Annotated in this window: 31 protein-coding genes and 2 tRNA genes; 28 read left to right on the forward strand and 5 right to left on the reverse strand. The window is 68.1% G+C overall.

What is annotated here, in order from left to right:
* Nucleotides 1-33: 33 nt before the first annotated feature.
* From ACOZ4I_RS05615 to ACOZ4I_RS05625, 3 genes are read right to left on the reverse strand one after another with little or no spacing between them, the layout of a single operon-like run.
* Nucleotides 34-1,059, reverse strand: a complete 1,026-nt coding sequence (locus tag ACOZ4I_RS05615) for an amidohydrolase family protein (protein WP_424003863.1) — start codon at nucleotides 1,057-1,059, stop codon at nucleotides 34-36.
* A 21-nt stretch (nucleotides 1,060-1,080) separates the two neighbouring features.
* The gene (locus ACOZ4I_RS05620) at nucleotides 1,081-2,304 is read right to left on the reverse strand and encodes an HD domain-containing protein (RefSeq protein WP_424003865.1); all 1,224 of its coding nucleotides are present in this window, start codon (nucleotides 2,302-2,304) and stop codon (nucleotides 1,081-1,083) included.
* A 41-nt stretch (nucleotides 2,305-2,345) separates the two neighbouring features.
* A complete protein-coding gene (locus ACOZ4I_RS05625) occupies nucleotides 2,346-2,894 on the reverse strand; it encodes a protein-tyrosine phosphatase family protein (protein ID WP_424003867.1) in 549 nt (182 codons plus the stop codon).
* Between the two features lie 143 nt (nucleotides 2,895-3,037).
* Between ACOZ4I_RS05625 and cofD the strand changes: the two genes are divergently transcribed.
* From cofD to ACOZ4I_RS05650, 5 genes are all read left to right on the forward strand, one after another.
* The gene (gene cofD / locus ACOZ4I_RS05630; protein ID WP_424003869.1) at nucleotides 3,038-4,030 is read left to right on the forward strand and encodes a 2-phospho-L-lactate transferase; all 993 of its coding nucleotides are present in this window, start codon (nucleotides 3,038-3,040) and stop codon (nucleotides 4,028-4,030) included.
* The gene (locus tag ACOZ4I_RS05635) at nucleotides 4,030-4,776 is read left to right on the forward strand and encodes a tRNA-dihydrouridine synthase (protein ID WP_424003871.1); all 747 of its coding nucleotides are present in this window, start codon (nucleotides 4,030-4,032) and stop codon (nucleotides 4,774-4,776) included. Before cofD ends, ACOZ4I_RS05635 begins: the two co-directional genes overlap by 1 nt.
* The gene (locus ACOZ4I_RS05640; protein ID WP_424003873.1) at nucleotides 4,773-5,612 is read left to right on the forward strand and encodes a triphosphoribosyl-dephospho-CoA synthase; all 840 of its coding nucleotides are present in this window, start codon (nucleotides 4,773-4,775) and stop codon (nucleotides 5,610-5,612) included. Before ACOZ4I_RS05635 ends, ACOZ4I_RS05640 begins: the two co-directional genes overlap by 4 nt.
* The gene (locus ACOZ4I_RS05645; RefSeq protein ID WP_424003875.1) at nucleotides 5,609-6,220 is read left to right on the forward strand and encodes a DUF447 domain-containing protein; all 612 of its coding nucleotides are present in this window, start codon (nucleotides 5,609-5,611) and stop codon (nucleotides 6,218-6,220) included. Before ACOZ4I_RS05640 ends, ACOZ4I_RS05645 begins: the two co-directional genes overlap by 4 nt.
* 186 nt (nucleotides 6,221-6,406) lie before the next feature.
* A complete protein-coding gene (locus ACOZ4I_RS05650) occupies nucleotides 6,407-6,598 on the forward strand; it encodes a 30S ribosomal protein S17e (protein WP_004516807.1) in 192 nt (63 codons plus the stop codon).
* A 51-nt stretch (nucleotides 6,599-6,649) separates the two neighbouring features.
* Here the strand turns inward: ACOZ4I_RS05650 and ACOZ4I_RS05655 are convergent, their stop codons facing one another.
* Both ACOZ4I_RS05655 and ACOZ4I_RS05660 read right to left on the reverse strand, forming a co-directional pair.
* Complete coding sequence (locus tag ACOZ4I_RS05655; protein ID WP_424003878.1) at nucleotides 6,650-7,711, reverse strand: Mrp/NBP35 family ATP-binding protein; 1,062 nt, start codon at nucleotides 7,709-7,711, stop codon at nucleotides 6,650-6,652.
* A 131-nt stretch (nucleotides 7,712-7,842) separates the two neighbouring features.
* Nucleotides 7,843-8,139: a hypothetical protein gene (locus tag ACOZ4I_RS05660; protein ID WP_424003880.1), complete on the reverse strand. Its 297-nt coding sequence runs from the start codon at nucleotides 8,137-8,139 to the stop codon at nucleotides 7,843-7,845.
* Between the two features lie 214 nt (nucleotides 8,140-8,353).
* Here ACOZ4I_RS05660 and ACOZ4I_RS05665 point away from each other — a divergent pair.
* The 23 genes from ACOZ4I_RS05665 to ACOZ4I_RS05775 all read left to right on the forward strand — a co-directional run bounded on the left by ACOZ4I_RS05665 (nucleotide 8,354) and on the right by ACOZ4I_RS05775 (nucleotide 24,870).
* Nucleotides 8,354-8,438, forward strand: a tRNA-Ser gene (locus ACOZ4I_RS05665).
* A gap of 24 nt (nucleotides 8,439-8,462) precedes the next feature.
* Complete coding sequence (locus ACOZ4I_RS05670) at nucleotides 8,463-8,996, forward strand: 30S ribosomal protein S13 (RefSeq protein WP_424003882.1); 534 nt, start codon at nucleotides 8,463-8,465, stop codon at nucleotides 8,994-8,996.
* Nucleotides 8,996-9,511 carry a 30S ribosomal protein S4 gene (locus tag ACOZ4I_RS05675; protein ID WP_424003884.1) on the forward strand — a complete coding sequence of 172 codons (516 nt, stop codon included), beginning with the start codon at nucleotides 8,996-8,998 and terminating at the stop codon, nucleotides 9,509-9,511. Before ACOZ4I_RS05670 ends, ACOZ4I_RS05675 begins: the two co-directional genes overlap by 1 nt.
* Entirely contained in the window at nucleotides 9,508-9,897 is a 390-nt protein-coding gene (locus ACOZ4I_RS05680) for a 30S ribosomal protein S11 (RefSeq protein WP_162411674.1), read from the forward strand. Before ACOZ4I_RS05675 ends, ACOZ4I_RS05680 begins: the two co-directional genes overlap by 4 nt.
* 3 nt (nucleotides 9,898-9,900) lie before the next feature.
* Nucleotides 9,901-10,680, forward strand: a complete 780-nt coding sequence (locus ACOZ4I_RS05685; protein ID WP_424003886.1) for a DNA-directed RNA polymerase subunit D — start codon at nucleotides 9,901-9,903, stop codon at nucleotides 10,678-10,680.
* Between the two features lie 104 nt (nucleotides 10,681-10,784).
* A tRNA-Leu gene (locus ACOZ4I_RS05690) sits at nucleotides 10,785-10,869 on the forward strand.
* Nucleotides 10,870-10,893: 24 nt separating this feature from the next.
* Nucleotides 10,894-11,244, forward strand: a complete 351-nt coding sequence (locus ACOZ4I_RS05695; protein WP_162411672.1) for a 50S ribosomal protein L18e — start codon at nucleotides 10,894-10,896, stop codon at nucleotides 11,242-11,244.
* Entirely contained in the window at nucleotides 11,241-11,720 is a 480-nt protein-coding gene (locus ACOZ4I_RS05700; protein ID WP_424003888.1) for a 50S ribosomal protein L13, read from the forward strand. The genes ACOZ4I_RS05695 and ACOZ4I_RS05700 overlap by 4 nt, the downstream gene beginning before the upstream one ends.
* Nucleotides 11,714-12,112, forward strand: coding sequence for a 30S ribosomal protein S9 (locus tag ACOZ4I_RS05705; protein ID WP_162411670.1), 399 nt, complete (start codon nucleotides 11,714-11,716; stop codon nucleotides 12,110-12,112). The genes ACOZ4I_RS05700 and ACOZ4I_RS05705 overlap by 7 nt, the downstream gene beginning before the upstream one ends.
* Nucleotides 12,113-12,124: 12 nt before the next feature.
* Nucleotides 12,125-12,325 carry a DNA-directed RNA polymerase subunit N gene (locus tag ACOZ4I_RS05710; protein WP_004516797.1) on the forward strand — a complete coding sequence of 67 codons (201 nt, stop codon included), beginning with the start codon at nucleotides 12,125-12,127 and terminating at the stop codon, nucleotides 12,323-12,325.
* On the forward strand, nucleotides 12,322-12,495 hold the full coding sequence (locus ACOZ4I_RS05715; RefSeq protein WP_162411669.1) for a DNA-directed RNA polymerase subunit K: 174 nt from the start codon (nucleotides 12,322-12,324) through the stop codon (nucleotides 12,493-12,495). The genes ACOZ4I_RS05710 and ACOZ4I_RS05715 overlap by 4 nt, the downstream gene beginning before the upstream one ends.
* Entirely contained in the window at nucleotides 12,496-13,701 is a 1,206-nt protein-coding gene (gene eno / locus ACOZ4I_RS05720) for a phosphopyruvate hydratase (protein ID WP_424003891.1), read from the forward strand.
* The gene (rpsB, locus tag ACOZ4I_RS05725) at nucleotides 13,698-14,519 is read left to right on the forward strand and encodes a 30S ribosomal protein S2 (protein WP_424003893.1); all 822 of its coding nucleotides are present in this window, start codon (nucleotides 13,698-13,700) and stop codon (nucleotides 14,517-14,519) included. The genes eno and rpsB overlap by 4 nt, the downstream gene beginning before the upstream one ends.
* Before the next feature lie 102 nt (nucleotides 14,520-14,621).
* Complete coding sequence (locus ACOZ4I_RS05730) at nucleotides 14,622-15,005, forward strand: DUF5518 domain-containing protein (RefSeq protein ID WP_424003895.1); 384 nt, start codon at nucleotides 14,622-14,624, stop codon at nucleotides 15,003-15,005.
* Between the two features lie 71 nt (nucleotides 15,006-15,076).
* Complete coding sequence (locus tag ACOZ4I_RS05735) at nucleotides 15,077-15,457, forward strand: DUF5518 domain-containing protein (RefSeq protein ID WP_424003897.1); 381 nt, start codon at nucleotides 15,077-15,079, stop codon at nucleotides 15,455-15,457.
* A 71-nt stretch (nucleotides 15,458-15,528) separates the two neighbouring features.
* Nucleotides 15,529-16,869: a cytochrome P450 gene (locus ACOZ4I_RS05740; protein WP_424003899.1), complete on the forward strand. Its 1,341-nt coding sequence runs from the start codon at nucleotides 15,529-15,531 to the stop codon at nucleotides 16,867-16,869.
* 59 nt (nucleotides 16,870-16,928) lie between these two features.
* A complete protein-coding gene (locus ACOZ4I_RS05745) occupies nucleotides 16,929-17,609 on the forward strand; it encodes a class I SAM-dependent methyltransferase (protein WP_424003901.1) in 681 nt (226 codons plus the stop codon).
* Between the two features lie 98 nt (nucleotides 17,610-17,707).
* Entirely contained in the window at nucleotides 17,708-18,691 is a 984-nt protein-coding gene (gene mvk / locus ACOZ4I_RS05750) for a mevalonate kinase (protein ID WP_424003903.1), read from the forward strand.
* Nucleotides 18,688-19,449, forward strand: coding sequence for an isopentenyl phosphate kinase (locus ACOZ4I_RS05755; RefSeq protein WP_424003905.1), 762 nt, complete (start codon nucleotides 18,688-18,690; stop codon nucleotides 19,447-19,449). The genes mvk and ACOZ4I_RS05755 overlap by 4 nt, the downstream gene beginning before the upstream one ends.
* A gap of 189 nt (nucleotides 19,450-19,638) precedes the next feature.
* A complete protein-coding gene (locus ACOZ4I_RS05760) occupies nucleotides 19,639-21,135 on the forward strand; it encodes a hypothetical protein (RefSeq protein ID WP_424003907.1) in 1,497 nt (498 codons plus the stop codon).
* A 334-nt stretch (nucleotides 21,136-21,469) separates the two neighbouring features.
* A complete protein-coding gene (locus ACOZ4I_RS05765; RefSeq protein ID WP_424003909.1) occupies nucleotides 21,470-22,816 on the forward strand; it encodes an RNase J family beta-CASP ribonuclease in 1,347 nt (448 codons plus the stop codon).
* A 6-nt stretch (nucleotides 22,817-22,822) separates the two neighbouring features.
* Nucleotides 22,823-23,863, forward strand: coding sequence for a geranylfarnesyl diphosphate synthase (idsA3, locus tag ACOZ4I_RS05770; RefSeq protein WP_424003911.1), 1,041 nt, complete (start codon nucleotides 22,823-22,825; stop codon nucleotides 23,861-23,863).
* A gap of 71 nt (nucleotides 23,864-23,934) precedes the next feature.
* Entirely contained in the window at nucleotides 23,935-24,870 is a 936-nt protein-coding gene (locus tag ACOZ4I_RS05775) for an ArsA family ATPase (protein ID WP_424003913.1), read from the forward strand.
* Nucleotides 24,871-25,320 lie beyond the last annotated feature (450 nt).

A 25,320-nucleotide genomic window follows, 5' to 3' on the forward strand; every position in this document is an offset into this window, starting at 1 on the left:
CAGCCGCAAATACTGTTCCTGCACTGATAAGAATTAGTCCGACTGGGGGTGGACGACGCGCTTCACGTCGGCCGTCCCAGCGCGTCGGACGGCGGCTCGGACGGCGTTTCGCGCCCCCGTGAGGTTGTCCGAGTCGCCGTCGAGCACGAGGAGGCTCGCCGGTCGCCCCGCCTCGACGACGCCGCGGTCGAGGCCCGCGATTTCGGCCCCGTTGACGGTCGCCATCCGCAGCACCTCGCGGGCGGTGAGGTCGTACAGCTTCGCGGTGAACTCCATCTCGCGGAACATCGAGGGGCTGTTGAGAAACACGTTGTCCGTCCCGAGCGCGACGGTGGTCCGCTCGGCAAGTTCCTCGACCGGCGGTCGGCCCACGTCGGTGACGATGTTCGAGCGCGGACAGACGACGACCGGGATCTCGCTGTCCGCGACCCGCTGGAGGTGCAGCGGTTCGGCGTGGACCATGTGGACGAGGAAGTCTGGATCGAGGTCCAGCGCGGGGTTGATGTCCGAACTGTCGACCTCGCCGGCGTGGATTCCGAACAGCTTCCCGGCCTGGCGGGTCGCTCGTCGCTCGGCACCGAATTCGCTGTCGTTGGCCCCGCTCGCGCCAAATCCGTCGGCCAGTTCCATCGCGTCCGTCGTCTCGCGTCCGAGGACGACGCTCTCCAGCGGCGAGTCCGACAGTGCGTCCCGAATCGCCTCGACGCCGTCGACGCCGCCCTCACGGAACTCGACGAACGCGCCAGTCCCCGACGACTCCATGAACGAGAGCGACCGCGCCATCGCGGCCACCAGGTCGTCCCGGTCGGCCTGCCGGAGCAGTCGGTGTTTCAGGCCGTCCGGCGGCGCGACCAGCTCCTCTAGCGAGAGCCCTTCGCCGGCCTCCTTCGCGATCGAGTCGCCGATGTGCGTGTGGGCGTTGACGAACGCCGGGAGGACGATGTCGTCGCTGTCGACGCTCGCTTCCTCGACGGCTTCGATCTGTCCGTCCTCGACGACGACGCGGCCCTCGACGGCCTCGAAGTCCCGCCCCGTCAGAACCGTCCCTTCGAGAATCACACTCCCCCTTCGCTTCCTCTGTCAGTTAAACTCATCGAGGGTCGCGTGGATGCCCGGGCGAACGTCCCTGACCCTGGCCCCGTCGAGGTCCAGGCCGAGTTCGCGGATCGCGGCCTCGCCGACCCGCTCGCTCTCGTCGGCCGGCGCGTAGACGCCCAGTCGCCACTGGTCGCGCTGGGCCGCGCGGATGGCGTTGACGAGCGTCGACTGCTCGCCGAGGCGGCGGACCTCCCCGTTGACGAGTACGCGACTGCTCGACTCCGTCATCGACGGCTCGGCTGGCACGTCGAGGACGACGGCGTCGTCGTCAACATTCGCCGTGTTAGCGATATCCGCCTCCATCGCCCCGACCGCCTCGCGGTCGGCTTCCAGGAGGTCGTCGGGGACGGCTCCTCGCTCAGCCCAGACGGCGCGCTTGTACAGGTCGCGCTGGGTCAGGCGACGGGCGTACCCACTGGTATCCTCACACCGGCGCAGCGCCACGAGCAGGTCGCTGTCGTCCCAGCGGCGCAGTTCCTCGGCCGTCGCGTCCGTCGTCGCGAGCAGCCGTTCGGTCCCCCGTCGGAGCATCGACTTGGCGATGCGGGCGACGTGGTGCTGGTAGACGGTCGGGTTCATCAGCGCTCGGGCAAGGAGGAGCGACTCGGCCGTCTGAACGTTGCCCTCGTCGAGGACGAGTTCGCCGTCGACGAAGCTCAGCTCCCGGATAAGTCGCTCGTGGTCGATGGTCCCATAGGGAACGCCGGTGTGGTGGGCGTCGCGGACGAGGTAGTCCATCCGGTCCACGTCGAGTTCGCCGGAGACCAGCTGGCCGAGTTCCCCCTCACCGGCGACGAGGCCCGCCACGCGGTCGGGATTCAGCCCGTGTTCGGACAGCACCCGCGCGACGGGTCCCTCACCGAGCAGGCCTTCCACGTCGTCGTGGTACTTCCCGGTCCGGCGGTGGACCACGTCCTCGACGTTGTGGCTGTACGGCGAGTGGCCCACGTCGTGGAGGAGCGCGGCCGCGCGGACCCGCTCGGCCTGCTGTCCCTCGATTCCGAGATGCGACAGCGCCCGGTCGGCGAGGTGGTAGACACCCAGCGAGTGCTCGAAGCGCGTGTGGTTCGCGGAGGGGTAGACGAGCGTCACCGTCCCGAGCTGTGAGACGTGCCTGAGCCGCTGGACCGGCGGCGTGTCGAGCAGCGCCGCGGCGACCCCCTGGACCTCGATGTGGTCGTGGACGCTGTCCTTGATCGTGGTCATCGGCGTGGCCTACGGCGGCGGCCGGCAAAGTCGTTCGCCACCTACAGCCGAGCGACGGAGCCGAGCAGGTCGTAGAGGTCCGATTGTGTCGCGTTCCCCTCCTCGATGGCTTCCTCGGGGTCGCGGCCCATCTCCTGGACCGTCTCGATGGCGCGGTCGGGGCCGTAGTCGTAGTGGTACACCAGCCACGCGGCGAGCACCTGACCGGTACGGCCGATCCCGGAGAGGCAGTGGACGACGACGCGCTCCTCCCGGTCGCGGGCGGCCACGAGAAACGGCAAGATGTCGCCTTCGAGACGGTCGCGCGAGACGAGGCGGTAGTCGGGAACCGGCGCGTGGAGGACGGACGACTCGCCGAAGGCGTCCCGATAGCGGTCGAGGTTGGCGCCGTTTTCGTCGAGCTGTCGGCCGGGCAGCAGACAGCAGACTCGCTTGATGTCTCGGTCGCGGACGTGTTCGATCCAGTCGTCGACCGCGTCGCGGTGCGTCGCGGCCGTGTGCCAGCCGGGGCTACACGAGCCGTAGACGAACTCTTCGGTGGGGGCGGCGGGCGCAAGGCGGTGTGGATTCACGGCGGGGGTCGCACCCATTACGACAGTGCATCCGACGGACAAACTTCACTTTATGCACCCAGTTCTCACGCTTGATTCTCCGGTGGTTCCACCGGATACTACAGGCGACGATGGACGGTCAGTGGCCACGCTTATGCCGACCGTTGCCCCTACGTCGAAGCATGGTGACGTTTCTGGCCGGCGGGACGGGCACGCCGAAGCTGCTCGCCGGAGCCGACGACGTGTTCGCCCCCCGCGAGACGACCGTCGTCGCCAACACGGGCGACGACATCGAACTCGGCGGCCACCTCGTCTGTCCCGACCTCGATACGATGCTCTTTCTGGACGGCGACGTGCTCGACCGCGAGACGTGGTGGGGACTCGCCGACGACACCGCCGAGACACACGACGAACTCGAGCGGCTCGCCGACGCCGCTGGCCTGGCCGGCGGGCCGCGGTACCTCCCTGACGAGGCCCAGACCTCGGGCCGTGACATCGCCCGCTGGCGGCGCTTCTCCGGCGTCGCGGAGTTCATGCACATCGGCGACCGCGATCGCGCCGTCCACGTCACGCGGACCTCGCTCCTCGACGAGGGGCGCTCGCTGACCGAGGCGACGCGTACGCTCGCCGACGCCTTCGGACTGGACCGGACGCTGCTGCCGATGAGCGACGACCCCGTGGCAACCGTCGTTCACACCCCGAATGGACCGATGCACTTCCAGGAGTGGTGGGTCGGCAGAAACGGCGAGCCGACGGTCGAAGACGTCGAGTTCCGGGGTGCGGACACGGCCGAGGCGACCGACGCCGTCCTGACCGCGCTCGACGACCCCGTCGTCGTCGGGCCGTCGAACCCTGTCACCTCGCTGGGGCCGCTACTCGCGATCGACGACATCGAGCGGGCGCTCCGTGAGACGCCCGTCGTCGCCGTCTCGCCGTTCGTCGAGGACACCGTGTTCTCCGGGCCGGCGGCGGACCTGATGGACGGCGTCGGCTACGACCCGAGCACGGCCGGCGTCGCCGAGGCGTACCCGTTCGCCGACGCCTTCGTGCTCGACGACGACGATGCGACACCGCTGGACAGGCCCGTCGTCAGGACCGACACGAGGCTCGACGACGACGCGGATTCCCGGCGAGTCGCGCGGGCCGTCGAAACCGCGCTCTCGGAGGTGGCCTGATGTTCGACCCCCGGCTCGCGCTGGCGAGCCTCAGCGGCGAGGCCGACGCGGACTGGGCGCGTGCCGTCGAGTCCCACGTCGGCTGTGCGTTCCTCGGCGGCATCGCGCTCGACGGCCCGACGCGCGAGGCGGCTCGCGAGATGGTCGGCCGCGACCGCTCCGAGTTCCTTCCTGCGGACCCGGTCGCGTTCGTCGACGATCAGCTCGCGGCCCTCGCCGACGCCCCGCTCCGCCCGGCGTTCAACGTTCGAAGCGCGACGCTAGGCCCGGTCGAGCGCGCCGCACGGGTCTGTCGCGACCACGACGCGGTCCTCGAAGTGAACGCCCATTGCCGACAGGACGAGATGTGCGCCGCCGGGGCCGGCGAGTCGCTGCTTCGGGACACGGACCGCCTCGCCGAGTTCGTCGAGACGGCGGCCGCGACCGGTGCGACCGTCTCGGTGAAGGGCCGGGCGGAGGTCGAGGGGGTGTCACTCCCCGAGGTCGCTCGGGCGGTCGAGTCGGCCGGCGGTGACCTCTTCCACGTCGACGCGATGGACTCGGAGCCGGTGATCGCCGACGTCGTCGACGTGACCGACCTGTTCGTCGTCGCGAACAACGGCGTCCGAGGCCGTGAGACGGCACGAGAATACCTCGCCTGCGGCGCGGACGCTGTCAGCGTGGGGCGTCCGAGTGACGACCCCGAGATACTCCGCGCGGTGCGGACGGCGACCGACGAGTGGTTCGCGGAGGAAGCGCGGCCATGACCGAACGCTCAGTCGCGCAGAACGCCGAACTGGCGCTCTTGCTGGAGGTCGCCGGCACGCCGAAGCCGGGCAACGTCGACCGCGTGCGCGAGTACGACGACCTCCGGTTCGAGCACTTCTTGGCCGGTGCGGTGGGGGCGCGTCCAGGCTTAGAGCGGGCGGCCGCTGGCGACGCCATCGGCTCGGCCTTCGAGCACGCCGTCGAGGGGATGTCCGGCCAGTCGGCCGGGAACACGCAGTTCGGCGCGCTGCTGGTGCTCTCTCCGCTGGTCGCCGCGGCCGGCGAGGACGATCTGAGCCGGGACGGTGTGGACGCGGTCGTCAGGGACACGACCGTCGCCGACGCGGCGTCGTTCTACCGCGCCTTCGAACACGTCGACGTGGCAGTCGACGACCCGCCGGACGGCCTCGAACCACTCGACGTTCGCCGCGGGAGCGACGCGATACCCGTGCTCGAATCGCGCGAACTGACGCTGTTCGACGTGATGGAATCGAGCGCCGAGGTCGACGGCGTCGCGGCCGAGTGGGCGTCCGGGTTCGACCGCGTGTTCTCGGCGGCCGAGCGACTCCGCGACGACTCGGGGCCGGTCGCAGACCGCGCCTCGCGCGTGTTCATCGAACTCCTCGCCGCGGAACCGGACACGTTCGTCGTCACGCGACAGGACCGCGCCACGGCCGAGGAAGTACAGCGCCGAGCGCAGGCGGTCCTCGACGGCGACGAGGACGTCACCGACCTCGCCGAGGAACTGGTCGACAGGGACGTCAACCCAGGGACGACCGCCGACCTGGTCGCCGGCGCGCTGTTCGTCGCGCTGGAACAGGGGCTGGTCGTGTGACGCCCGACGCCGCTCGCGACGGGGGTGTGGACGCAGACTGGCCGGTCGAACTCGCCGGCGTCACCGAAACGGTCGTCACGACGCTGGGACCGAACGACCGCTGGAACCTCGCCGCGCTAGGCGTCCACGCGCCCGACGGCGACGGCTCCGCGACGGCGACCACCTGGGGGCGGACCAGGACGTGGCGGAACTTCCGGGAGCGCGGCGGGGGCTACGTCCAGTTCACGCGGGATCCAGTCGACTTCGCCGAGGCGGCACTCTCGGTGCGAGAGGAAGCTGACCCCGTGCTCGACAGCGCGGACGCGTGGGCGGAGGTCACCGTCGAGCGGCGGGCGTCTGGGACGGAAGGCGACACCCGATGGGTCGAGTGGGCGCTCGAACCCGTCGATGTCGGGGTCGATCGGCGTATCGTGCCGACGACGAACCGCGGTCACGCAGCCGTGGTCGAGGCGACGGTCGCGGCCTCGCGGCTGGACGTGCCGAGCTACGACCGCGAGACGCTGCGCTCTCGGCTCGCGTACTTCGAGTCGGTCGTCGAGACAGCGGGGAGCGAGCGCGAGCGCGAGGCGTTCGACCGGGTTCGCGAACTGGTCGACGCCGACTGGTAGCGACGCTGGCGTGGTGGCGGACAGGCGTCACGGCGGCGGTCGGTGGCAGGACGTGACGCGCTCTCGCGAACCCTGCCACCGTAACGGTCAGCGCACGGGGACCGGTTGCCCCGTTCTTCCTGATAACCGTTCGCGTGCGTGGTCCGTTCCGAACCCTTTTTGAGTGCCACAGAGCAAGTAGCGCGCATGGCAATCAAACCCGCCTACGTCAAGAAGACCGGGACGCTCCTCATGGAGCGATACCCCGACGCCTTCGGCGCAGACTTCGAACACAACAAGGACGTCGTCGAGGAACTGACGAACATCGAGTCCAAGGGTGTCCGCAACCGCATCGCCGGCTACGTCACCCGCAAGATGAACAACCCCGTCGAAGCGTAACTCGGTTCTTCTCTCTGCGCTCTCGGACCCTGAGCGACCGCCGTTTTCGGGTTACTGTTCCGGCTGTGCGGCGCGCCCGTCGCTCTGGCGCTTCCGGTGGATGATGCCCTGCATGTTCGCGGTGCGGGCCGCGATGTCCCGGAACGCCTCGCCCACCTCGCTGTCCTCGTCCAGCACGAGCGGCTGGCCGCTGTCGCCGCCCTCCCTGACGGCCGGGTCGAGCGGGACCTCGCCGAGGAACGGCATCTCCGTCTCGTCGGCGAACTCGTGTCCGCCGCCGCTCCCGAAGATGTCGTGTTCGCCGCCACAGTCCGGGCAGACGAACGTCGACATGTTCTCCACGATGCCGAGCACGGGCGTCTCGTGGCGGCCGAACATCCGGAGGCCCTTGCGCGCGTCGTCGAGCGCGACCTGCTGGGGCGTGGTCACGATGACGGATCCGGAGACCGGGACCTGCTGGAGCATCGTCAGCTGGGTGTCGCCGGTCCCCGGCGGCAGGTCGACGATCATGTAGTCGAGCGTGCCCCAGAGCACGTCGTCCCAGAGCTGTGTGAGGACGCTGTCGACCATCGGCCCGCGGAAGATGACGGGGTCGTCCTTGCCGACGAGGAAGTCCATGCTCATCAGCTTCATCCCGTACTTCTCGACGGGGATGATCTCCTCGTCCTCCGTGGCGCGCGGCGACTCGTCGGCGTCGAGCATCCGCGGGACGTTCGGACCGTACACGTCGGCGTCGAACAGGCCGACGCGGGCGCCGAGGCGTGCGAGCCCGGCGGCGAGGTTGACCGCGATGGTCGACTTCCCGACGCCGCCCTTGCCGGACGCGACCGCGATGACGTTCTTGACCTTCGGCAGGGGGTCCTCGGCTTCCGGGACGCCGCGGTCGACGCTCGCCGAGAGGTCGATCTCTCGGTCGGTATCAGACAGCGCCTCGCGGACCGCGTTCGCCATGCTCGTCTCCGTGGGCGAATACGGCGCGCCGAGCGCGAGGTCGATGCTGATCTCGTCGTCGGTCACCTCGATGTCGTTGACCAGCCCGAGCGAGACGATGTCGCCGTCGAGGTCAGGGTCGCTGACCCCGCGAAGTCGCTCGCGAACGTCGTCGATATCCATGCCCACGGGTAGGTCCCGGAGGTGCGATAAGGATTGTGAAGGGACGAGTGGCAACGGGACGGACCGAGTCCGTCGGTGGAACGGAGACTCTGGCCAGGGTCATCGCCTCCCGCGCGCGAAGTACCGATCAATTATGGCCGTCGGAACACGTAGGTCGTCCCCCCGTCCAGTTCTGCTCGCAGTTCCCCGTTCCCGTGATCGAAGACGAGCACCTCTGGCTGTCCGTCGAACGCGTGGAGGGCCATCCCCGTGTCGAGCGAACCGTCCGGCGCGATTGCGACGTGGGCTCTCCCGCCGAAGTCGGCCCGGAGCGTCCCGTCGTCGGCTTCGGTGACGCCGCCAGTTCCCGCGAACCGTTCGAGTTGCGCCCGGACTGCAGCGCGGTCTGTCGGATCGATCCTGTCGCTGTCGGCCCCGTTCGTTCCCATGTGCCACGCTACCGCATGATGGCTGGTATGCGTTGTGTCCCACCGATCCCTCGATGCGTGCTCCGATGTGCCTTGCCTGGCATGTCGCGTATTCACGCGGCCGCGGCCCTTCGTTGCGTTTAAATACAACCCCGGAATACAGTCTGACAGACTCGTGTAGGGGGACCGGCCCCCGAGTCCGCGTGCTGCGGGCGCGAGTGTCGACGAAGCGTGTGTCGTGGTAGCCAAGCCTGGCCCAAGGCGCAGGGTTGCTAACTCTGTGGCGTACAGCCTCCTGGGTTCGAATCCCAGCCACGACGCTCACCCAAACCGATTACCCACATATGAGTGCAGAAGACCCCAACGCGGGCGAGGACGCGGATGCCGAAGAGGAGGAGGACATCCGCTATTTCGTCCGTATCGGACAGACAGACCTCGACGGGACCAAGTCCGTCGAGCGTGCGCTGACAGAACTGAACGGGATCGGCCACCGGGCCGCCCGAATCATCGCCCAGAAGGCTGATGTGGACCGTCGCGCGGTCTTCGGCAAGCTCGACGACGACGTGATCGAACGCGTCGTCGACCACGTCGAGAACTTCGCCGACGAGGTTCCCGAGTGGATGGCCAACCACCAGAAGGACTACTTCTCCGGTGAGACCACCCACGAGACCGGCAACGACCTTCAGCTGACCCGCCGGCAGGACATCAACCGCATGAAGATGATCGATTCCTACCGCGGTATCCGCCACAAGCGCGGTCAGAAGGTCCGCGGCCAGCGGACCAAGTCCACCGGTCGTACCGAGGGGACCATCGGCGTCAACGTCGAGGCCATCAAGGAAGAACAGGCCGAGGAAGCCGCCGCGGAGGATGACGAATAATGGCGCTCGGATCCAACACGAAGTTCTACGAGACGCCGAACCACCCGTTCCAGGGCGAGCGCATCGCCGACGAGTCGAACCTCGTCGGCCGCTACGGCCTGAAGAACAAAGAGGAACTCTGGCGCGCGCAGTCCGAGCTCCGTGGCTACCGCCGCGAGGCCCGGAAGCTGCTCGGTAGCGCCGGCGAACACGACGCCGAGGCCGAGGAGTTCCTCTCCCGGCTCAAGCGCTACGGCATCCTCAGCGAGCAGGACCAGCTCGACGACGTCCTGTCGCTCGACGTCACCGACGTGCTGGAGCGCCGTCTCCAGACCGTCGTCTACCGCAAGGGCTACGCGAACACGCCCGAGCAGGCGCGTCAGTTCATCGTTCACGGACACATCGTCCTCGACGGCGGCCGCGTCACCCGACCCGGCATGACCGTCGAGACCGCCGTGGAGAACACGGTCGGCTTCGACGAGAACAGCTCGCTGTCGGACGAACTCCACCCCGAGCGAGCGGAGGCCCAAGAATGAGCGAAGAAACCGAAGACATCTGGGGCATCGCCCACGTGCACGCATCGTTCAACAACACGATCATCACCATCACGGACCAGACCGGCGCGGAGACGCTCGCGAAGAGCTCCGGCGGGACGGTCGTCAAGCAGAACCGCGACGAGGCGTCGCCGTACGCGGCGATGCAGATGGCCGAGGTCGTCGCCGAGAAGGCCCTCGACCGCGGCGTGGAAGGCGTCCACGTCCGGGTTCGGGGCCCCGGCGGCAACCTCCAGACCTCGCCCGGTCCGGGCGCGCAGGCGACGATCCGCGCTCTGGCCCGTGCCGGACTGGAGATCGGCCGCATCGAGGACGTCACGCCGACGCCCCACGACGGCACCCGCGCGCCGAAGAACTCCGGATTCTAACCAATGACACAGGACTACGAGGTCGAGTTCGTCGAACGCGGTGAACGCGAGGCACGCGTCCTCGTGCGCGGCATCACGCCGGCGTTCGCCAACGGTATCCGGCGAGCGATGGTCGCGGACGTGCCGACGTTCAGTATCGACACCGTCCGCGTCATCGAGAACACCAGCGTGATGTTCAACGAGCAGATCGGCCTCCGACTGGGGCTGGTCCCGCTCACGACCGACCTCGACGACTTCGAGATCGGCGACGAGGTGACGCTGTCGCTGTCCGTCGACGGGCCGAGCACGGCCTACTCCAGCGACCTCGTCTCCTCGGACCCGATGGTCGAGCCGGCCGACGACAACATCCCGATCATCGACCTGAAAGACGGCCAGCGCCTCGAAGTCGAGGCCGACGCCGTCCTCGACACCGGTCGGGAACACGCGAAACACCAGGGTGGCGTGGCCGTCGGCTACCGCCACCTCCAGCGCGTGAACGTCGTCGGCGACCTCGGTGAGTTCGAGGACGACGACCCGAACATCCTGCGTGGTGTCATCGAGGAACAGGCGGCCGAACACGCCGCCGGCGACGCCGAGAACGGCGAGCTCGTCCTGACCGACGAGTTCGACAACGACCTCCGGAACCGCTATCCCGGCAAGGAGGTCGAGGTCACCGACGTGGAGAACGCGTTCGTGTTCCACGTCGAGACCGACGGCTCGTTCACCACCGAGGAACTGGTCCTGCGCGCGGTCGAGACGCTGCGTGACCGCGCGACCGAACTGAAAGACGCAGTCCAACTGTAACGCTACGATGTCCCGTACCACACCCACGACGCCGATGACCGCCCGCCCCCCGAGCGCGAGGACCGAAAGGGGTTTTACGGGGCACGCGAAACGCAACAATGCGAGCAGGGATAGCCAAGTCTGGCCAACGGCGCAGCGTTCAGGGCGCTGTCCCGTAGGGGTCCGCAGGTTCAAATCCTGCTCCCTGCACTTTTCCTACAACGGAGGAATCATATGAGCAAGACGAACCCGAGACTCAGTAGTCTCATCGCCGACCTGAAGTCGGCCGCCCGCAGTTCGGGCGGCGCTGTCTGGGGCGACGTCGCCGAGCGCTTGGAAAAGCCACGGCGCACACACGCGGAAGTCAACCTCGGCCGTATCGAACGATACGCCCAGGAAGACGAGACCGTGGTCGTGCCGGGCAAGGTGCTCGGCTCCGGTGTCCTGCAGAAGGACGTCACCGTCGCCGCAGTCGACTTCTCTGGAACCGCCGAGACGAAGATCGATCAGGTCGGAGAGGCTGTATCACTCGAACAGGCAATCGAAAACAACCCAGAAGGCTCCCAGGTCCGGGTGATCCGATGAGCATCGCAGAGTTCGACGCGGACGTCGTCGTCGACGCCCGCGACTGCATCATGGGCCGTGTCGCATCGCAGGTCGCCGAGAAGGCGCTCGCCGGCGAGACGGTCGCCGTGGTCAACGCCGAACACGCGGTCATCACCGGCCGAGAGGGCCAGATCAAGGAGAAGTACAAGAAGCGCGTCGACATCGGTGACGACAACGCGTACTTCTATCCCAAGCGACCGGACGGCATTCTCAAGCGCTCGATCCGCGGTATGCTGCCACACAAGAAGGCACGCGGCCGCGAGGCGTTCGAGAACGTCCGCACCTACGTCGGGAACCCGTACGACGAGGACAGCGTGGGCGGGAGCCCACGAGGCGACGGCGAAGCCGTCGAAGCGGAGATCCTCGACGGGACGTCTCTCGACCGACTGTCGAACATCAAGTTCGTCACGCTGGGCGAAATCAGCGAAACGCTCGGAGCGAACAAGACATGGTAACGAACACGTCTGGCAAGAAGAAGACCGCCGTCGCCCGCGCCACGATCCGCGAGGGCGAGGGCCGCGTACGTATCGACTCCCAGCCGGTCGAACTGGTCGACCCGGAGCTGGCACAGCTCAAGATGCTGGAACCGTTCCGCATCGCCGAGGACGACCTCCGCGGGGAGGTCGACGTCGAGGTGTCCGTCGAGGGCGGCGGCGTCATGGGGCAGGCAGACGCCGCCCGGACCGCCATCGCTCGCGGGCTCGTCGAACACACCAACGACGCCGAACTCCGCGACGCGTACATGGAGTTCGACCGCTCGCTGCTGGTCAACGACGTTCGCCAGTCCGAATCCAAGAAGTGGGGCGGTCCCGGCGCTCGGGCCCGCTACCAGAAATCCTACCGCTGAGGTGATCCAGGTATGATGGTACCGGTCCGGTGTTTCACCTGCGGCAACGTCGTCGGCGAGCACTGGGAGGAGTTCAAGGCGCGCACCCGCGAGGCCGAGGAGCCTGAGGACCCGGAGAAGGTCCTCGACGAACTCGGCGTCGAGCGGCACTGCTGCCGTCGGATGCTCGTCTCGCACAAAGACCTCGTCGACATCGTCTCACCCTACCAATGAACGCACAGGAAAGCCGCTACGAGAAGGCCCGCAAGCTCGGCGCGCGAGCGCTGCAGCTGGCCCACGGCGCTCCCGTGCTCATCGAGACGGAACACACCCAGCCCATCCTCATCGCGGCCGAGGAGTACGACGCTGGCGTACTGCCATTCACGGTCAAGCGAGGTGACTAGATGACGCTCATCACTGACGTACGACTCCGCCGCGTCCTCGACTCGCGTGGAAACGCGACCGTCGAGGCCGACGTCCTCACCGAGAGCGGGGGCTTCGGTCGTGGCAAGGCACCGAGCGGTGCAAGCACGGGCGAGTACGAGGCGATCGAGCTCCCCGCCACCGAGGCTATCGCCAACGCCCGCGAGGACGCGATTCCGCGACTCGTCGGCGAGGTGCACGCCGGAAACCAGCGTGACGTCGACGCGGCGCTGCACGCCGCCGACGGCACGGACGACTTCTCCGGCATCGGGGCCAACAGCGCCGTCGCCATCTCGATGGCGGCCGCGAAAGCCGGTGCCGACGTGCTCGGTGCGCCGCTGTACCAGCACCTCGGCGGCACCTTCCGGGGCAACGAGTACCCGACGCCGCTGGGTAACATCATCGGCGGCGGCGAGCACGCCGCGGACGCGACCAACATCCAGGAGTTCCTCGCGGCCCCCGTCGGCGCGCCGAGCGTCGAGGAGGCCGTCTTCGCCAACGCCGCGGTCCACCAGGAGGTCCACGACATCCTGGCCGACCGCGACCTGCCAGCGGGCAAGGGCGACGAGGGCGCCTGGGCTCCCTCGATTTCGGACGACGAAGCGTTCGAGATCATGGACGAGGCCGTCGAGACCGTCGCGGACGACTTCGGCTTCGCCATCACCTTCGGCCTCGACGTCGCCGGTGCGGAGCTGTACGACGACGAGGAAGACGGCTACGTCTACGACGACGGCGTCAAGTCGACCGCAGAGCAGATCGACTACATCGCCGAGAAGGTCGAGGAGTACGACCTCGTCTACGTCGAGGACCCCCTCGACGAGAACGACTACGAGGCCTTCGCGGACCTGACCGATCGGGTCGGCGACCAGACGCTCGTCTGCGGTGACGACCTGTTCGTCACCAACGTCGAGCGCCTGCAGGCCGGAATCTCGGCCGGCGCGGGCAACTCCATCCTGATCAAGCCGAACCAGATCGGGACGCTGACCGACGCCGTCGACGCCATCGAACTGGCGACCGAGAGCGGCTACGAGTCGGTCGTCTCCCACCGCAGCGGCGAAACCGAGGACACGACCATCGCACACCTCGCCGTCGCCACCGACGCGCCGTTCATCAAGACCGGCGCGGTCGGCGGCGAGCGCACAGCCAAGCTGAACGAACTCATTCGTATCGAGGACAACGCAGTATGAGCGGCAACGAAAAAGAGGGTCTCGACGCGTCCGAGTCCGACTACGACCCGTCCGAGGAGGACGAGGAAGTGGCCGACGCCGACGCAGAGACCGAGACGGAAGCCGAACAGCCCGCCGACGACGCCGCCGAGGCGTCGGAAGCAGAACCAACCGACGAAGACGCCGACGCCGCGGACGAGGCCGAGGAGGCCGCCGGTCCGCAGCTCGACGAGGACGTCATGCCCGACGAGCAGTCCGAGGCAGACCTCCTCATCCCCGTCGAGGACTACCTCGGGGCCGGTGTCCACATCGGGACTCAGCAAAAGACCCAGGACATGGAGCGGTTCATCCACCGCGTCCGGACCGACGGGCTCTACGTGCTGGACGTCTCGATGACCGACCAGCGCATCCGCACCGCCGCGGACTTCCTGGCCAACTACGAACCGGAGCAGATCCTGGTCGCTTCCTCGCGCCAGTACGGCCGGTTCCCGGCCGAGAAGTTCGCCGAGGCCGTCGGGGCGCGCGCCCGGACGGGCCGGTTCATCCCCGGCACGCTGACCAACCCGGACTACGACGGCTACATCGAACCCGACGTCGTGGTCGTCACCGACCCCATCGGCGACGCCCAGGCCGTCAAGGAGGCCATCACGGTCGGCATCCCGGTCATCGCGATGTGTGACTCCAACAACACCACGTCGAACGTCGACCTGGTGGTCCCGACGAACAACAAGGGGCGCAAGGCCCTGTCGGTCGTCTACTGGCTGCTGGCCAACGAGACGCTCGACCGCCGCGGTGCAGAGCCGTCCTACGGACTCGACGACTTCGAGTCCGACATCTGACGCCGTTCGCGGAGGTCACTTTTCCGACGCGTTCGAGTCCCCGAGCGACCGCACCGGCGCTCGGCACAAGACATTTCTCGCGACCCCGAGAAGCGACTGGAAATGGGAGACGGCGACACGCTGCTCAACGTGGTCATCGGTGCAGTTGCGACGGCCGTACTGGGCGGGTTCGTCCCGTTCGCGCCGCTGTTCGGCGGGGCACTCGCGGGGTACCTACAGGGCGGCACGCGAGACGACGGCGTTCGAGTCGGACTGCTCTCGGGGCTGTTCGGTTTCGTCGGAACGGTGGTGGTCACGCTGTTCGTCCTGTTCGTGCTGTCGGTGTTTCTCGCGTTCTCGCCGGAGGCGCTGGCGGCGGTCGGGGCCGTCGGCGTCCTCTTTCTCCTCGCCAGCGCGCTGTCGGCGGCCGCGTACTTCCTCGGCCTGAGCGCGCTCGGCGGGTGGCTGGGGAACTACGTCAGGTACGACACGGACCTGTTTTCGTGACGGACCGGTGACCGGAACGCCCGCGCGGCACGGAACCTACATGAAGCGCGGCGCACAACGGGCCAGACAGTATGCGTGAGGTCCTGTCCGACGCCGGCGTGGGCGCGCTCGTCACCATCGCCCTCTCGTTCGTGCCCTTCTCGTCCGTCGTCGGCGGGGCCGTCGCCGCGACGACCCACGGCGGCGGCTACCGGACCGGGCTGTGGCTGGGGACGCTTGCCGGGGTCGCCGCGATGGTCCCGCTGCTCGCCCTGTTCGTCCCGGCGTTGTACATCGCCGGATTGCTCGGATTCGGCATCCCGCCCGGCGCGCCGGGCTACGGGCTGTTTCTGGCGCTGGTGTTCGTCTTCTTCCTCGCCTACACCGTCGGCCTGAGCGCGCTGGGCGGGCTCGGCGGGGTGTGGGTCCGGGCCAACACCGAGTGGAATCTTGACGCGAGCCGCTGGCTCTAATTCCGCTCGCTCCGGCCGCTCCGTCGTGATTTGGCATGCCGTTCAAGCGTGTCCGCTCCCAATTGTATGCAATGTCAGGGACGCCGCCCGGACCGAAGGGCGAACCGCTGTTCGGCAGCAGCCGCACGTACGCTCGCGACCCGTTCCGGTTCATCTCGGCGCTGGAGCGGGCCTACGGCGACGTGGCCCGGTTCGACATGGGCCCGATGGACACCGTCATGCTCTGTGACCCGACGGCCATCGAGCGGGTCCTCGTCTCCGAGGCCGACCGCTTTCGCAAGCCGGACTTCCAGGGCGACGCGCTCGGCGACCTGCTCGGCGACGGACTGTTGCTGAGCGAGGGCGAGACGTGGGAGCGCCAGCGCAAACTGGCGAACCCGGCGTTCTCGATGGCGCGGCTGTCGGGAATGGCGGATCGGATCACCGGCCACGCGGAGGACCGCATCGCCAGCTGGTCGGACGGTGACACCGTCGACGCCGAGCGGGCGATGACGCGCGTCACCCTCGACGTAATTCTGGACCTGATGATGGGCGTCGAACTCTCCGAGGATCGCGTCCGGACGATCGAGGAACAGCTCGTCCCGCTGGGGCAGCGATTCGAGCCGGATCCGCTTCGCTTCGCCGCGCCGTCGTGGCTCCCGATGCCCGACGACGCCGAATTCGATCGCGCGATGGCGACGCTCGACGACGTGCTGGACGACATCATTGCGACACGCGAGGAGTCCGTCGGGACCGACGAAGACGGGCCGATGGACTTCCTGTCGGTCCTCCTCAGAGCGCGCGACGACGGGCGACAGTCGCCCGAGCAACTGCGCGACGAGATGATGACGATGCTGCTGGCCGGCCACGACACGACCGCGCTGACGCTGACGTACACGTGGTTCCTCCTGTCCGAACATCCCGAGGCCGAGCGCCGCGTCCACGCGGAACTCGACGCCGTCGTCGGCGACGACCGACCGGGGATGGAGCACGTCCGCGACCTGGAGTACCTGAAGTGGGTCGTCCAGGAGGCGATGCGGCTCTATCCACCGGTCTACACAATTTTCCGGGAGCCGACCGAAGACGTCGAACTCTCCGGGTACGACGTCTCCGCCGGAACGACGCTGATGCTCCCGCAGTGGGGCGTCCACCGCTCGGCGCGGTTCTACGACGACCCGGAGGCGTTCGACCCCGAACGCTGGCGGCCCGAGCGGGCAAGCGAACGGCCCCGCTTCGCGTATTTCCCGTTCGGGGGCGGTCCGCGCCACTGCATCGGGAAGCACCTCGCGATGCTCGAATCGCAACTCATTCTCGCGACGACGGCGAGCGAGTATCGCCTGCAGTTCCTCGGCGAGACGCCGCTGGAACTCATGCCCTCGCTGACGGCACACCCCCGCCAGGAGATGCGGATGCGTGTCGAGCGGCGGTCGTAGCCGACCGGCCCGGTCCGATGGAAACGCTTAGGCGCGCATGGTGACAACCGAACGACAGAATGGTGCTGTCGCTCGCGAAGCGCGTCGTCGCGGAGTCCTGTCCCGAGCGCCTCGACCCACTGCTGGCGGGACTGTATCAGACCGTCTTCCCCGCTGCCGCGGGGTCGGGAGGCTCGACCGCGGCCGGGGTGCTCGAACGGGTCGACGGGGTCCCCGAGTCGCTCCCGACCGGAGCATTTGCCCACGCCACGCTCCTCCCGGACCGCGAGCACCTGTTTCGGGAACTGCCGGCCGAAGGGACGGTGGCGGTGTTCGGCGTGAGCGAGGACCTCGCGGCGTCGATTCGGACCGCTGCCGACCCGGCGGCCCTCACTCTCGTCGACGACTGGACGAGCGACGAGGCCCGCCGGGCCGTCAGAGAACGGGCCGGTGGTCCCGCCGATGCCGTCCGCGTGAACGACGCCGACTCACTGGCTGTCTTCGACGCCTTCGACGACGGCGCGCTCGACTGGGTGTACATCAACAGCACGCACGAGTACGAAGACACGCTCGCGGAACTCAGAGCGAGCGCGGACAAAGTGGCCGACGACGGCTACATCGCCGGTGACGATTACAACGTCTTCCACGGCGTTATCCCCGCCGTCCACCAGTTCTGCGCCGAGACGGAGTGGCGACTGGCCTACCTGACGATGGAGACTCACGGCCGTCGGAGCTACGCGCTGGAGAAGGTAGTGGCCTGAACGGCGGCCGCGGTTCGAAACAGGTGGGGACACCGGGGACCGGCGCTCGCCGCATCCGCTCCGAAAACGCCTAACGCTCGGGGCGCACACGGGCGGGTATGGTCACGTCGAGCGCTCCCGGGAAGGTGTACCTGTTCGGGGAGCACGCGGTCGTCTACGGGGAGCCGGCGGTACCCTGCGCCATCGAGCGCCGGGTCCACGTGACGGCCACCGAGATTGACGAGGGACTGCGAATCCACGCGAACGACCTGCAACTGGACGGCTTTACCGTCGAGTACACCGGCGACGGCGAGAGCCGCCCGGACGTCGACGTCGCCGAACCGCTCGTGGAGGCGGGGATGGGCTACGTGAACGAGGCCATCGCACAGGCCCGCGACGCGGCCGACGCGCCCGAGGCGGGCTTCGAGATCTTCGTCGAGGGCGACATCCCGCTGGGGGCGGGCCTCGGCTCGTCGGCGGCGCTCGTCGCCGCGGCGATCGACGCGGCTGCCGGGGAACTGGGCGTCGACCTGTCTGCAGAGGAGATCGCTGACCGGGCCTACCAGGTCGAACACGCGGTGCAGGACGGGCAGGCCTCCCGGGCTGACACCTTCTGCTCGGCGATGGGCGGCGCGGTCCGGGTCGAGGGCGACGACTGCCGTCGGCTGGATGGCATCGACAATCTCCCGTTCGTCATCGGCTACGACGGCGGCGCGGGCGACACCGGCGCGCTGGTCGCGGGCGTCCGCGACCTCCGGGCCGAGTACGGCTTCGCCGCGGACACGGTCGAGGCCATCGGCGACGTCGTTCGCGAGGGCGAGGCGGTGCTCGGCACGGGCGACTACGAGGCGCTGGGCGAGCTGATGGACTTCAACCACGGCCTCCTCTCGGCCCTCGGCGTCTCCTCGCGGTCGCTGGACTCGATGGTGTGGGCGGCCCGCGACGCGGACGCTCACGGCGCGAAGCTCACCGGCGCTGGCGGCGGCGGCTGTATCGTCGCGCTGGACGAGACGGACGACGCTCTCACGGCGCTGAAGTACACGCCGGGCTGTGAGGACGTGTTCCGCGCCGAACTGGACACCGACGGAGTGCGGCGGGAATGACGGTCGTTCTCAAGCTCGGCGGCAGCGTCGTCACCGAGAAGGACGAGCCCGAGACGGTCGACCGGGCGGCGCTTGACGCCGCCGCGTCAGCGGTCGCCGACGCCGCCGCCGGGGGCGACATCGTGGTCGTCCACGGCGGCGGGAGCTTCGGGCACCACCACGCCGCCGAGTACGGCGTCAGCACGACCGCGGGGACCAGCGACCCCGCCGGCGTGCGCGCCGTCCACGGCGCGATGTGCCGACTCAACGACGCGGTCGTCGACGCGCTCGCGGAGCGAGGCGTTCCGGCCGTTCCCGTCCACCCGTTCTCGGCGGCCGCCCGCGACGTTGAGGGAATCCTCTCGCTCCCGACGGGACAGGTCGAGACGCTACTCGGCGAGGGGTTCGTTCCGGTGCTCCACGGCGACCTCGTCGCGCACGCGGGCGAGGGCGCGACGGTCCTGAGCGGCGACGAACTGGTGGTCGAACTCGCCTCGGCCGTCGACGCCGACCGCGTGGGCGTCTGCTCGACCGTCCCCGGCGTCCTCGACGAGGCCGGCGACGTGATCGACCGGATCGAGTCCTTCGAGGCGGTGGCGTCGGCGCTCGGCGGGAGCGACGCGACCGACGTGTCGGGCGGGATGGCCGGCAAGGTCCGCGCGCTGCTCTCGCTGTCCTCCGAGGCAGTCGTCTTCGGCCCGGATGCGCTCGGGCCTTTCCTCGCGGGCGAGCGTCCGGGGACGACTATCGGCGGCGGCGACGCTGAAGTGAACCAGTGACGCTGTCGTGTTATCTATTGAGAATGTCGTCGCCCGAATCCCGACCGAGTTCGTCCGCACCGCGGTTTACGCCCTTGCGTAGCGAGACGGCCACGGCGCAGTCTCGTGGTTTTTGACCGAGCGTCCCGGGAAACACCCGGGCCCGACCTCGGCGTAACATATTTGCCTACTGTTATCAATAATTGGACCATGTCTGCTGTAGGTCTGACCGACGTCTATCGATACGGAACGAAGTTTCTCGGCGCGTTGCTCGTCGTCGCCGGCGTCGGTGGCGGCCTCGTCGCCGCGGGCTACGTTCTGATACAGAACGGCTCGCTCGACGCGCTCTCCGGCAACGCCGGCTACCGTGCGCTGCTCGGCGTCGTCGTCGGCGCGCTCGGCTGCCTGCTCCTCGTCTCCGGCCTCATCGGGCTGTTCCACAAGCTCGTCGCCGACGCGACGATGGCCGGCGCCGTCGCGGCCCGGGCGACGCGACCGGACACCGTGAGCGCGGCGACCGGCGAGGCGGAGTCCGACAGTGCCCCTCCCGCCCCCGCCACGGGCCCGGAGACCGACTCCGAGCGCTCCGACGAGGGTGACGAAACCGAACCACGGACCGAACCGGTCGCCGCTGAATCAGAGCCCAACACGGCGGAGAACGACGAGGAACCGGTCTCCGATCCGTCCGCCGGTGAGGTGCACTCGGACCCTCCGGCCGAAGCCGGGGCCGAACCGGAACCTGAGAACTCACCCGCGGTATCTGAGCCCGAGCCGGCGACCGAAAGCGCACCCGCGGCGTCCGAACCGGCGGCCGCGGAGACGCGAGCCGCGGCTGCCGACGCCGGACCGGCGTCCGCTGACGACCAGTCGGCGTCGGCGGTCCCGTCCGCCGACGTGACGCCCGATACCGACACCGCAGCGACGGCTGTCGACGATGGGGCGACGCCAGACGCCGAACCCGATGCCGCGCCGTCCGCCGCTGGGGTCGCTACCGAGTCCGAGACGGCGTCTCCCGAGCAGTCCGACGCGGGCGACGTACCGGACCGCGACCTGCTAGATCAGGACCCGCCGGAGGAGGAGCAACCGCGGACGGAGCCCCAGGAGTGGACGCCGCCGGACCCCGCGGAGTTCGACACGCCGGACGACGAGGCAGCCGACGAATCGGGCTGGGTGACGGGGGACGAGGGGGGGTCGTCGACAGCGGACGCCGGACGCGACGCGCCCGCGGCCGACGGCGACGCGACGCCGCCTGCATCCGACGCACCGTCGGACTCCGACCCCGCCCAAACGGCGGACTCAGGGTCGCGCTGGGACGGCGCGGACGAGAGTGCGGACGAGTCGCACGAGGACGTGACGGCCCGGGAGACGCGCGTGCTCGACGAGTCGAGCGACCAGCACGGACCCCGTACCACCGATGACCTGTTCGGCGGAGATTCGACCGACCGGACGAACGACTCGGCGGCCGAGTCCGACCCCCGGAACGCGCCGGAAGGCGAGCCAGCAGACTGGACCGAACCGGGCCGGACGAACGATTCGAGAAGCGAACTCCGCGACGTGCCGACCGACGCGGGTGTGGAGTCGGCGGAGGAGGAAGTCGAGGCGTCGGGCGACGAAGACGGGGCCGAAACGCTCGCCGACGAGGACGTCTCCGGCTTCGACGTGGCCAGCGACGACGACCCGCTGTCGGACGCGCTGGACGACAAGTAACGAGCGCGGCCGTCGGCCGCTCGCTTTCGTCACGCCGTCGCGCGTTCCCGTCCGACAGCCGACACGCGTCGTCGGGAACCCACACCGTTTTAAGAAGCGCCGTTGTAGGCCCGAGTAACCGAGCGCACGGCCGCCCGCGGACCGCGGTTCGGCGGCCGGCAGACGGCGGATGTGAGTCGCGGGACGGAAGTCCCTCTACTGCGGACGTGCGGGCTACGGGCGTACCCGGATGGCCTGGCACGTCAGCGCGGACCAGAGTCGCCTCCATTGCAGCCACCGTCGTTGCCGTGCCCCACCGCTTCTCGCGGTCGGCTCTCCACTCGGAGCTACAACCATGGAAGTCGAAATTGCGACAATTGGCGGTTACGAGGCTGTAGGCCGACAGATGACGGCCGTCCGTGCGGGGGACGACGTCGTCATCTTCGACATGGGCCTGAACCTCTCGAAGGTACTGATTCACGACAACGTCGAGACCGAGCGCATGCACTCGCTCGACCTCATCGACATGGGCGCGATCCCGGACGACCGCGTCATGTCCGACCTCGAGGGCGACGTGAAGGCCATCGTGCCGACGCACGGTCACCTCGACCACATCGGAGCGATCTCGAAGCTCGCACACCGCTACGACGCGCCCATCGTCGCGACGCCCTTCACCATCGAACTCGTCAAACAGCAGATCAAGGGCGAGGAGAAGTTCGGCGTCCAGAACGACCTCGTGAAGATGGAGGCGGGCGAGACGATGTCCATCGGCGAGCGCAACGAACTGGAGTTCGTCAACGTCACCCACTCCATCATCGACGCCATCAACCCCGTCCTCCACACGCCGGAGGGCGCGGTCGTCTACGGCCTCGACAAGCGGATGGACCACACGCCGGTCATCGGTGACCCCATCGACATGAAGCGGTTCCGCGAGATCGGTCGCGAGGGCAACGGCGTCCTCTGTTACATCGAGGACTGTACGAACGCCGGCCGGAAGGGCCGCACCCCCTCCGAGTCCGTCGCCCGCCGTCACCTCAAGGACGTGATGGACAGCGTCGCCGACTACGACGGCGGCATCGTCGCCACGACGTTCTCCTCGCACATCGCCCGCGTGAAGAGCCTCGTCGAGTTCGCCGACGACATCGGTCGACAGCCGGTCCTGCTGGGCCGCTCGATGGAGAAGTACTCCGGCACCGCGGAGCGACTGGACTTCGTCGACTTCCCGGAGGACCTGGGCATGTACGGTCACCGCAAGTCCGTCGACCGGACGTTCAAGCGCATCATGAACGAGGGCAAGGAGAACTTCTTCCCCATCGTCACCGGCCACCAGGGCGAACCGCGCGCGATGCTCACACGCATGGGCCGCGGCGAGACGCCCTACGAGCTGGACGACGGCGACAAGGTCATCTTCTCCGCCCGGGTCATCCCGGAGCCGACAAACGAGGGCCAGCGCTACCAGTCCGAGAAGCTGCTCGGCATGCAGGGCGCGCGCATCTACGACGACATCCACGTCTCCGGCCACCTGCGACAGGAGGGCCACTACGAGATGCTCGACGCGCTCCAGCCCCAGAACGTCATCCCGGCCCACCAGAGCCTGGAAGGATTCGCACCGTACGTCGACCTCGCCGAGAACATGGGCTACAAGGCCGGACGGGACCTCCACATCACCCGCAACGGCAACATGATCCAGCTCACAGAGTAGACTCACATGTCCGAACGCCACCAGCAGGTCGAAGATGCGATCGTCGCCCGACGAGACCAGGTCAACGACGCCCTCCCCGAGAACCTCCCGGTCACGAAGCCGGCCCACCTCTACGAGGCGTCGCGGTACCTGCTGGACGCCGGGGGCAAACGACTCCGGCCGACGGTCCTCTTGCTGGTCGCCGAGTCGCTGCTGGACGTCGACCCGCTGACGGCGGATTACCGCGAGTTCCCGACGCTCGACGGCGGCCGGGCCGACGTCATGTCGGCAGCGCTCGCTATCGAGGTCATCCAGACGTTCACGCTCATCCACGACGACATCATGGACGACGACGCCCTCCGGCGCGGCGTCCCGGCCGTCCACAAGGAGTACGACCTCTCGACGGCCATCCTCGCCGGCGACACGCTGTACTCGAAGGCCTTCGAGTTCCTGCTGTCGACCGGCGCGGACCACGAGCGCTCCGTCGAAGCGACCGAGCGCCTCGCGACGACGTGTACGCGCATCTGCGAGGGCCAGTCTCTCGACATCGAGTTCGAGCAGCGTGACGTGGTCACGCCCGAGGAGTACCTGGAGATGGTCGAACTCAAGACCGCCGTGCTGTACGGCGCGGCCGCGTCCATCCCGGCGACCCTGCTCGGCGCGGACGAGGAGACCGTCGACGCGCTGTACAACTACGGCCTCGACGTGGGCCGGGCGTTCCAGATTCAGGACGACCTGCTCGACCTGACGACGCCCTCGGAGAAGCTGGGCAAGCAGCGCGGCTCCGACCTCGTCGAGAACAAGCAGACCCTCGTGACGCTACACGCCCGCCAGCAGGGCGTCGACGTTGGCGACCTCGTCGATACGGACTCCGTCGACGCGGTCTCGGAGGCCGAAATCGACGCGGCCGTCGAGCGACTCCGCGAGGTCGGATCCATCGAGTACGCCCGTGAGACGGGCCAGGACCTCATCGCCAGCGGCAAGGAGAACCTCGAAGTCCTGCCGGACAACGAGGCACGCTACCTGCTCGAAGGCATCGCGAACTACCTCGTCGAGCGCGAGTACTGAGGTCCCGGCGGTCTCTTTTCGACGGCTCCCGGTGGTCAGCACCTAAGTCGTGTCGTTCCCTAGTAACGACCGTGACTCGATTCGTCCTCTACGGCGGCAAGGGCGGCGTCGGCAAAACGACGGTCGCGGCGGCCTCGGGCCTGCGGCTGGCCGAGGCGGGCCACGAGACGCTCGTGGTCTCGACGGACCCGGCGCACTCGCTGGGCGACGCCGTGGAGACGACCGTTGGCGGCGAGCCCACAGAGCTCCGGTCACGGCTGTGGGGCGTCGAGGTGGACCCACAGACCGGGATCGACCGCTACCGCTCGCTGTTCGAGGCGCTGGCGGCGGAGTTCTCCGACGCCGGCATCAGGCTGGACGAAGACGAGGTCGCGGAGCTGTTCACGTCGGGCGTGATGCCGGGTAGCGACGAACTGGCGGCTATCGAGGGGCTTGCGACCTACGTCGAGAGCGACCGCTGGGATCGGGTGGTCTTCGACACCGCGCCGACCGGCCACACGCTCCGACTGCTCGACCTCCCGTCGGTGCTCGACCGCGGCGTGGCGACGGCGATGGACCTGCGCGACCAGGTCCGCCGGAAGGTGAACACGGCGCGGACCATGATGTTCGGCCCGATGGCGGGCCGGCGAGACGACGGGCCGGACGACTTCACCGCGATGCGCGAGCGGATGGACCGCGTCGGAACGGTGTTACGGGACCCGGACCGGACCGAGTTCCGCGTCGTCACCATCCCGGAGACGATGGCCGTCCGCGAGTCCGAGCGGCTGGTCGGGCGGCTCCGCGAGTTCGAGGTCCCGGTGACGACGCTCGTCGTGAACAAGGTCATCGAGGACGCCGGCGATTGCGAGCGCTGTCGCGCGAAGCAGGCGGATCAGGCGGATGCCATCGCGACGCTCCGGGACGCGCTGCCCGACTTGGACGTGTGGACGATTCCAGACCAGTCCGGCGAGGTGACGGGACTGGACGCGCTGGACCGGGTGGCAGACTCGTTGAGTGCTATAGGGTGATTACACTACATCAAAGGGAAACCAACTGTCTGAGACTATACATTAGGTTGACAATTGACCAGATTTCTACAGGATAGATGGTGTGTTTATTGGTACTGTGAAGCACCCCTTCCGTCGCGTAGGTGCGTGGATACGGACTCTTTCGCGGATGGATACGCAGTTCTGACAGGTATCCAAACCGATTTCGCTGTCCTTGGCCTCACTCTGTTACTGGGTGATTGGGTACCTTTCCAGGGGGCTTTGATGTCTGTACAATACCTATGTTATATTATATTGTGTTATATTCTTGACCCAAATAGTCAAGTTGAGTAAGAGTCGTCACCAAGATATTGAGAGTGCTTTCCTTTAGACGCAGCAATAGAAACTGTGCTTTTTCAGCAATATTGGGTGTATACGCTGCAACAGGGCTCTCGTGAGCCAAAAAAAGGTCTGGACCTTGTCGTCAAACGT

The sequence above is a fragment of the Haloarcula salina genome, assembly GCF_049603855.1.
GTDB lineage: Archaea > Halobacteriota > Halobacteria > Halobacteriales > Haloarculaceae > Haloarcula > Haloarcula salina_A.

Excerpts from the sequence above, each read along its gene's own strand:
- eno (WP_424003891.1), top strand. The coding sequence starts at position 12,496 with ATGACGCTCATCACTGACGTACGACTCCGCCGCGTCCTCGACTCGCGT.
- ACOZ4I_RS05700 (WP_424003888.1), top strand. The coding sequence starts at position 11,241 with ATGAGCATCGCAGAGTTCGACGCGGACGTCGTCGTCGACGCCCGCGAC.
- ACOZ4I_RS05620 (WP_424003865.1), bottom strand. The coding sequence starts at position 2,304 with ATGACCACGATCAAGGACAGCGTCCACGACCACATCGAGGTCCAGGGG.
- ACOZ4I_RS05710 (WP_004516797.1), top strand. The coding sequence starts at position 12,125 with ATGATGGTACCGGTCCGGTGTTTCACCTGCGGCAACGTCGTCGGCGAG.
- rpsB (WP_424003893.1), top strand. The coding sequence starts at position 13,698 with ATGAGCGGCAACGAAAAAGAGGGTCTCGACGCGTCCGAGTCCGACTAC.
- cofD (WP_424003869.1), top strand. The coding sequence starts at position 3,038 with ATGGTGACGTTTCTGGCCGGCGGGACGGGCACGCCGAAGCTGCTCGCC.
- idsA3 (WP_424003911.1), top strand. The coding sequence starts at position 22,823 with ATGTCCGAACGCCACCAGCAGGTCGAAGATGCGATCGTCGCCCGACGA.
- ACOZ4I_RS05760 (WP_424003907.1), top strand. The coding sequence starts at position 19,639 with ATGTCTGCTGTAGGTCTGACCGACGTCTATCGATACGGAACGAAGTTT.
- ACOZ4I_RS05680 (WP_162411674.1), top strand. The coding sequence starts at position 9,508 with ATGAGCGAAGAAACCGAAGACATCTGGGGCATCGCCCACGTGCACGCA.
- ACOZ4I_RS05705 (WP_162411670.1), top strand. The coding sequence starts at position 11,714 with ATGGTAACGAACACGTCTGGCAAGAAGAAGACCGCCGTCGCCCGCGCC.
- ACOZ4I_RS05755 (WP_424003905.1), top strand. The coding sequence starts at position 18,688 with ATGACGGTCGTTCTCAAGCTCGGCGGCAGCGTCGTCACCGAGAAGGAC.
- ACOZ4I_RS05655 (WP_424003878.1), bottom strand. The coding sequence starts at position 7,711 with ATGGATATCGACGACGTTCGCGAGCGACTTCGCGGGGTCAGCGACCCT.
- ACOZ4I_RS05740 (WP_424003899.1), top strand. The coding sequence starts at position 15,529 with ATGTCAGGGACGCCGCCCGGACCGAAGGGCGAACCGCTGTTCGGCAGC.
- ACOZ4I_RS05715 (WP_162411669.1), top strand. The coding sequence starts at position 12,322 with ATGAACGCACAGGAAAGCCGCTACGAGAAGGCCCGCAAGCTCGGCGCG.
- ACOZ4I_RS05730 (WP_424003895.1), top strand. The coding sequence starts at position 14,622 with ATGGGAGACGGCGACACGCTGCTCAACGTGGTCATCGGTGCAGTTGCG.
- ACOZ4I_RS05765 (WP_424003909.1), top strand. The coding sequence starts at position 21,470 with ATGGAAGTCGAAATTGCGACAATTGGCGGTTACGAGGCTGTAGGCCGA.
- ACOZ4I_RS05650 (WP_004516807.1), top strand. The coding sequence starts at position 6,407 with ATGGCAATCAAACCCGCCTACGTCAAGAAGACCGGGACGCTCCTCATG.
- ACOZ4I_RS05625 (WP_424003867.1), bottom strand. The coding sequence starts at position 2,894 with ATGGGTGCGACCCCCGCCGTGAATCCACACCGCCTTGCGCCCGCCGCC.
- ACOZ4I_RS05675 (WP_424003884.1), top strand. The coding sequence starts at position 8,996 with ATGGCGCTCGGATCCAACACGAAGTTCTACGAGACGCCGAACCACCCG.
- ACOZ4I_RS05635 (WP_424003871.1), top strand. The coding sequence starts at position 4,030 with ATGTTCGACCCCCGGCTCGCGCTGGCGAGCCTCAGCGGCGAGGCCGAC.
- ACOZ4I_RS05640 (WP_424003873.1), top strand. The coding sequence starts at position 4,773 with ATGACCGAACGCTCAGTCGCGCAGAACGCCGAACTGGCGCTCTTGCTG.
- ACOZ4I_RS05695 (WP_162411672.1), top strand. The coding sequence starts at position 10,894 with ATGAGCAAGACGAACCCGAGACTCAGTAGTCTCATCGCCGACCTGAAG.
- ACOZ4I_RS05745 (WP_424003901.1), top strand. The coding sequence starts at position 16,929 with ATGGTGCTGTCGCTCGCGAAGCGCGTCGTCGCGGAGTCCTGTCCCGAG.
- ACOZ4I_RS05735 (WP_424003897.1), top strand. The coding sequence starts at position 15,077 with ATGCGTGAGGTCCTGTCCGACGCCGGCGTGGGCGCGCTCGTCACCATC.
- ACOZ4I_RS05670 (WP_424003882.1), top strand. The coding sequence starts at position 8,463 with ATGAGTGCAGAAGACCCCAACGCGGGCGAGGACGCGGATGCCGAAGAG.
- ACOZ4I_RS05660 (WP_424003880.1), bottom strand. The coding sequence starts at position 8,139 with ATGGGAACGAACGGGGCCGACAGCGACAGGATCGATCCGACAGACCGC.
- ACOZ4I_RS05685 (WP_424003886.1), top strand. The coding sequence starts at position 9,901 with ATGACACAGGACTACGAGGTCGAGTTCGTCGAACGCGGTGAACGCGAG.
- mvk (WP_424003903.1), top strand. The coding sequence starts at position 17,708 with ATGGTCACGTCGAGCGCTCCCGGGAAGGTGTACCTGTTCGGGGAGCAC.